Raw genomic sequence first — 6,193 nt, forward strand, 5'->3', positions numbered from 1 at the left:
GATAGCCCTTTAAGCAGTGCCAAATTACAAGCATTCGAAGAGTTAGTTGATGAACTCATCTCTAATCGACATAAAGCTCTGGTCTTCAGTCAGTTTGTTGGTCATTTATCTATCATCAGAGAATTATTAGATAAAAAAGGCATCCATTATCAATATCTGGATGGCAGTACCCCCGTTGCCAAACGTAAAAAAGCAGTGAATGCATCTCAGGCAGGGGAGGGTGATGTGTTTTTAATTAGCCTGAAAGCCGGTGGGTCGGGTTTAAACCTAACAGCTGCTGACTATGTTATTCATATGGACCCTTGGTGGAATCCTGCAGTAGAGGATCAGGCTTCGGATAGAGCGCATCGTATGGGGCAAAAATGCCCAGTGACTATTTACCGGTTAGTTGCAAAAGATACCATAGAAGATAAAATTGTTGAGTTACACGCGCATAAACGCGATTTAGCCAGTAGTTTATTAGAAGGCGGTGAGGTTAGTGGTAAGATGTCGGGAAATGAAATGATGAAATTGATACGTGAAACCGACGATTAGTTTCTGCGTAGTATAAATAGTAGAAGTCGGTACATAAGAAAGTAAAATACCTTGAAGCACAGGGTAATGATTAATTATAAATATAGAATAGGTTATTAAATGTCTACAGACACATTAAGTCCAACTGAAATTTTAGTGCAGTATCGTCAACATGTTGAAAGCCGGGAAAATGAGGGAGTTGTTCCGCAGCCATTAAACGTCGAACAAGTCGCTGCAGTTGTTGAACTTATCAAACAACCACCTGCTGGTGAAGAGGCATTTCTCCTGGATTTATTAACCCATCGTGTACCAGCCGGGGTTGATGAAGCTGCCTATGTTAAAGCAGGTTTTTTAGCAGCCATTGCTAAAGGCGAAGACTCATTACCCATTATTGATGCACCACGGGCCACGGAATTACTTGGTACGATGCTCGGTGGTTATAATATTGCACCGCTTGTTGATTTGCTGGATATTGAAAAACTTGCACCGATAGCAGTTAAAGCCTTATCCCATACTCTATTAGTCTTTGATGCTTTTCATGATGTGCAGGAAAAAGCTCAGGCAGGTAATAATTTTGCCCAACAAATTGTACAATCATGGGCTGATGCCGAATGGTTTACCAGTAAAGCAGAAGTGCCCGAAAAGCTGACGGTAACAGTTTTCAAAGTCACAGGTGAAACTAATACAGATGATCTTTCACCCGCACCAGATGCATGGTCGCGTCCTGATATTCCTCTACATGCTCAAGCGATGCTAAAAATCCCTAGAGAGGGGATTACCAATGCAGAACAGCAAATTGAACAATTAAAAGAGAAGGGCTTTCCGGTTGCTTATGTCGGTGATGTTGTAGGAACAGGATCTTCGCGTAAATCAGCAACTAATTCAGTACTCTGGTTTACTGGCGATGATATTCCATATGTGCCGAATAAGCGGGCGGGTGGCGTATGTATTGGTGGAAAAATTGCACCTATTTTCTTTAACACCATGGAAGATTCCGGTGCCTTGCCATTTGAGTGTGATGTAGAAAATATGTCTATGGGTGATATCATCGATATTTACCCTTATCAAGGTCTGGTTAAACGCCATGACAGTGAGGAAGTTGTCTGTGAGTTTGCTTTAAAAACCAAGATTATTCTTGATGAAGTTCGTGCAGGTGGTCGTATACCTTTAATTATTGGTCGTGGGCTAACCGATCGGGCACGTAAGGCATTGGACTTATCAGCATCTGATGTATTCCGTCGTCCAGTGGATGCAGAACAAAGTGATAAAGGTTTTACCTTAGCGCAGAAAACGGTTGGTAAAGCTTGTGGTGTCGAAGGTGTGCGTCCCAATACTTATTGTGAACCACATATGACAACAGTCGGCTCACAAGATACAACTGGGCCGATGACTCGTGATGAATTAAAAGATCTGGCCTGTTTAGGTTTCTCAGCAGATTTAGTCATGCAGTCATTTTGTCATACCGCTGCCTATCCAAAACCGATAGACGTGGCTATGCAACACAGTTTACCTGATTTTATTATGAACCGAGGGGGGGTAGCATTACGTCCTGGCGATGGTATTATTCATTCCTGGCTAAATCGTATGTTATTACCTGATACGGTCGGTACTGGTGGTGACTCGCATACCCGCTTTCCAATCGGTATTTCGTTCCCTGCTGGGTCTGGATTGGTCGCATTTGCGGCAGCAACGGGAGTTATGCCTTTAGATATGCCTGAATCTGTTCTGGTTCGGTTTAAGGGAGCTATGCAACTAGGTATCACCTTGCGTGATTTAGTGAATGCAATTCCTTTAGCGGCAATTAAACAAGGCTTATTAACCGTAGAGAAGAAAGGTAAGAAAAATGTTTTTTCTGGACGTATTCTGGAAATTGAGGGCTTACCTGACCTAAAAGTTGAGCAGGCTTTTGAATTATCAGATGCTTCGGCTGAGCGGTCAGCTGCTGGTTGTACCATTCGCCTAGGTGAAGCCCCGATTCGGGAATATATAAGGTCTAATGTCACCATGCTTAAATGGATGATCTCTGAAGGTTACGGTGATGCTCGAACCATTGAACGCCGTATTAAAGAAATGCAGGCTTGGCTAGTTAAGCCTGAGTTAATGGAGCCGGATGCTGATGCTGAGTATCATACTGTGTTAGAAGTTGATATGGATGCAATTAAAGAGCCGATTATGGCTTGCCCGAATGACCCAGATGATGTGAAAACTCTATCTGATGTTGCAGGAACTAAAATTGATGAAGTCTTTTTGGGCTCATGCATGACCAATATCGGTCATTTTCGTGCCGCGGGTAAGTTGCTAGAGAAACAGGAAGGGCAGTTGCCTACACAGCTTTGGGTTTCTCCACCGACTAAAATGGATCAGGCACAATTAACTGAAGAAGGCTATTACAGTACTTTCGGTAAAGCAGGTGCACGTGTGGAAATGCCGGGTTGTTCATTATGTATGGGTAATCAGGCGCGTGTTGCAGATAATGCCACAGTGGTTTCTACTTCAACTCGTAACTTTCCCAACCGTCTAGGAAATAATGCCAATGTGTATCTTGGTTCTGCTGAGTTAGCTGCTGTATGTTCTATTCTGGGTAAGATTCCAACGGCTGAAGAATATATGAGCTATGCGCAGCAAATTGATGAAACGGCTGCAGATAGCTATCGTTATCTAAATTTTGATCAGATTAAAAGCTATCAGGATAAGGCGGATACGGTAGAGGTTTAATAGTTTGCTTATGCGCGAGGCTTGTCTTAGAATTTATTTTCCATCATTTTATTATGGAAATAGAGCATATAATTCGTAATGAAATTGTGCATGAGTATTTGTAACCGTTCAGTTCCCCTCCTTAGCAAGGAGGGGTTAGGGGAGGTTTTATTAGATAATCCCCCCTCAATCCCACCTTTCTCAAGGGGGGAGGTGAGCGGTTACGAATATTTAGATGATGCATTGCAAAACATTTTCACTGAAGTATTAAATACCTGAAGTTTCCCAATTATTGAGTAGCTGAAATACACAATGCTGGTGTATCGAGGTTTATTTTAGGTGGTTTTGCCATGTTTATAGCAAACCCCTACTTAATTCCCCTTAGGCAATAGCATTTGAAACGAATGAAAAGACTATTTTTTTCATATAGTTGTAGCATAGTTTCAATTTTACCATAAATAATTATTGGGAAACTTCAGTTAAATACGACTCCCGAATTAATTGCAATAGGACGCAATACCCTGCAATATTCACAGCGATATATTGATTCATAGCCTTGGTAAAATAAAATACGCGTGAGCAAACTATTTAATCTTCATAGCCCGTTTAAACCAGCAGGTGACCAACCAACAGCAATTAAGCAACTAGTTGAAGGCTTAGCCGATGGTGAGGTGCATCAAACTCTATTGGGCGTAACTGGTTCAGGAAAAACCTTTACCATCGCCAATATGATCAATGAGATTCAGCGTCCGGCAATGATAATGGCGCCAAATAAAACGCTGGCGGCACAACTCTATGGAGAAATGAAAGAGTTCTTCCCAGAAAATAGTGTTGAGTATTTTGTTTCTTATTATGATTATTATCAACCTGAAGCCTATGTACCTGCTTCAGATACCTTTATTGATAAAGATGCCTCGCGCAATGAGCATATTGAGCAGATGCGACTGTCTGCAACCAAGGCGTTATTAGAGCGTAAAGACACCATTGTTGTCGCAACCGTATCCGCTATTTATGGGTTAGGTGAGCCAGAATCCTATTTTAAGATGGTCTTGCATCTTGTGCGTGGGGATATGATAAAGCAGCGTGATTTATTGCGCCGCCTGACGAGTATGCAATATACCCGCAATGACATTGAATTACGTCGCGGGACATATCGTGTTCGTGGCGATGTTATTGATATATTTCCGGCTGAATCAGATGAAGCTGCATTACGCCTGGAATTATTTGATGACGAAATTGAACGTCTATCTTTATTTGACCCTTTAACAGGTGAAATTCTGCACCGTATCGCGCGTTATACTATCTACCCCAAAAGTCATTATGTAGCACCTCGCGAAAGACTACTGGAAGCCGTTGAAAAAATTAAAGTAGAGCTTAAAGAGCGCCTGGAGCAATTAAGATCGCTTAATAAATTAGTCGAAGCGCAACGGCTGGAACAACGTACTTTATTCGATATAGAAATGATTTACGAAGTGGGCTACTGTTCAGGTATTGAAAATTACTCGCGGTATTTATCCGGGCGCGAGGATGGTGAGTCACCACCGACCATGTTTGACTACCTGCCGAAAGATGCCGTAGTTATAATTGATGAAAGTCACGTTACAGTGCCACAAATTGGCGCGATGTATAAAGGTGATCGCTCACGCAAAGAAACGCTGGTTGAGTATGGGTTTAGATTACCCTCTGCTCTAGATAACCGGCCCATGAGATTTGATGAGTTTGAAAGCCAGATAGGACAAAGAATCTATGTTTCAGCAACACCGAGTAAATATGAAAAGGAACACTCCGGGCGATTTGTTGAGCAAGTAGTCAGGCCGACCGGTTTATTAGATCCGGAAATTGAAGTCCGGCCGGCGACCACACAGGTAGATGACTTATTATCAGAAATAAACCTACGTGTAGAAAAGAAAGAGCGGGTCTTAGTGACCACCTTAACCAAAAGAATGTCCGAAGATCTGACCGAGTACCTAATGGAGCATGGCGTCAAGGTACGCTACCTACATTCCGATGTAGATACCGTAGAGCGGGTCGAAATTATTCGCGATTTACGTTTGGGTGAATTTGATGTGTTAGTCGGAATTAACTTATTACGTGAGGGCTTAGATATACCCGAAGTCTCGTTAGTAACTATCCTGGATGCCGACAAAGAAGGTTTTCTGCGCTCAGTCGTGTCGTTAATTCAAACCATCGGGCGAGCGGCAAGAAATGCTAACGGAAAAGCGATCTTATATGGCGATAGAGTAACTAAATCCATGGCGCAGGCGATAGAAGAAACCCAGCGGCGTCGAGAGAAACAGATAGAATTTAATCGTGAGCAAGGCATTACCCCAACGACAATTTTTAAATCTGTTACCGATATATTAGAGCTGACCATACCCGGGGCAGGGCTCAATCAAACTTCAAAACGTAAAGTGGCTGAAGAAAGTGCAAGTTACAAAGGATTGTCCGCAAAAGATAAAGAGAAAAAGTTAGCCCAATTAGAAGATCAAATGTATAAACATGCTAAAAACCTGGAATTTGAAGAAGCAGCAAGAGTTCGAGATGAAATAAAGCAATTACAGGCAGAAATGTTGATTTAACCTCAGAGCACCTGACCTCTACCTTTACATAAATCCCCCCAGTTAAGTATTAAATTACATTAAAATCAACGAATAACAAACTTTTTGCCCATGAAATTCAAGTAACTCTTTTCATATCCCTCTGATTTTGTAATGATACCCTTTTTACATTATTCGTAGACTAACCGAGACTACACTTGCCGGAAAAAACTAATGGCTCAGCGACAACTTCCTATGTTTCCAGAGGGTTCGACAGAAGTAACCCATGATTTAGCTTTTGAAAAGCGAGATGGCAGTGTGACCTATTTCTATGGTTCTTTACCCGTTTTTACACATAACGAGAATGATGCTGCTTCGTTCAAAATGATTACCGCACAGTTCTATATCAACGGTTATGTCAAACAAATGGATATCGTCCGTGCTTTTGG

Annotated in this window: 4 protein-coding genes; all 4 read left to right on the forward strand. The window is 41.9% G+C overall.

What is annotated here, in order from left to right:
- Positions 1-534 (forward strand): DEAD/DEAH box helicase (locus tag CDZ78_RS14370; protein WP_140414077.1); only part of this gene is annotated, 534 nt, incomplete at its 5' end.
- 129 nt (positions 535-663) lie between these two features.
- Positions 664-3,228 carry a bifunctional aconitate hydratase 2/2-methylisocitrate dehydratase gene (gene acnB, locus CDZ78_RS14375; RefSeq protein WP_087870631.1) on the forward strand — a complete coding sequence of 855 codons (2,565 nt, stop codon included), beginning with the start codon at positions 664-666 and terminating at the stop codon, positions 3,226-3,228.
- A gap of 554 nt (positions 3,229-3,782) precedes the next feature.
- Positions 3,783-5,786, forward strand: coding sequence for an excinuclease ABC subunit UvrB (gene uvrB, locus CDZ78_RS14380; protein ID WP_087870629.1), 2,004 nt, complete (start codon positions 3,783-3,785; stop codon positions 5,784-5,786).
- Between the two features lie 192 nt (positions 5,787-5,978).
- Positions 5,979-6,193 (forward strand): hypothetical protein (locus CDZ78_RS14385; RefSeq protein WP_140414078.1); only part of this gene is annotated, 215 nt, incomplete at its 3' end.

It is taken from the genome of Bathymodiolus platifrons methanotrophic gill symbiont (genome assembly GCF_002189065.1).
In the GTDB taxonomy this organism is placed as follows: Bacteria; Pseudomonadota; Gammaproteobacteria; order Methylococcales; family Methylomonadaceae; genus Methyloprofundus.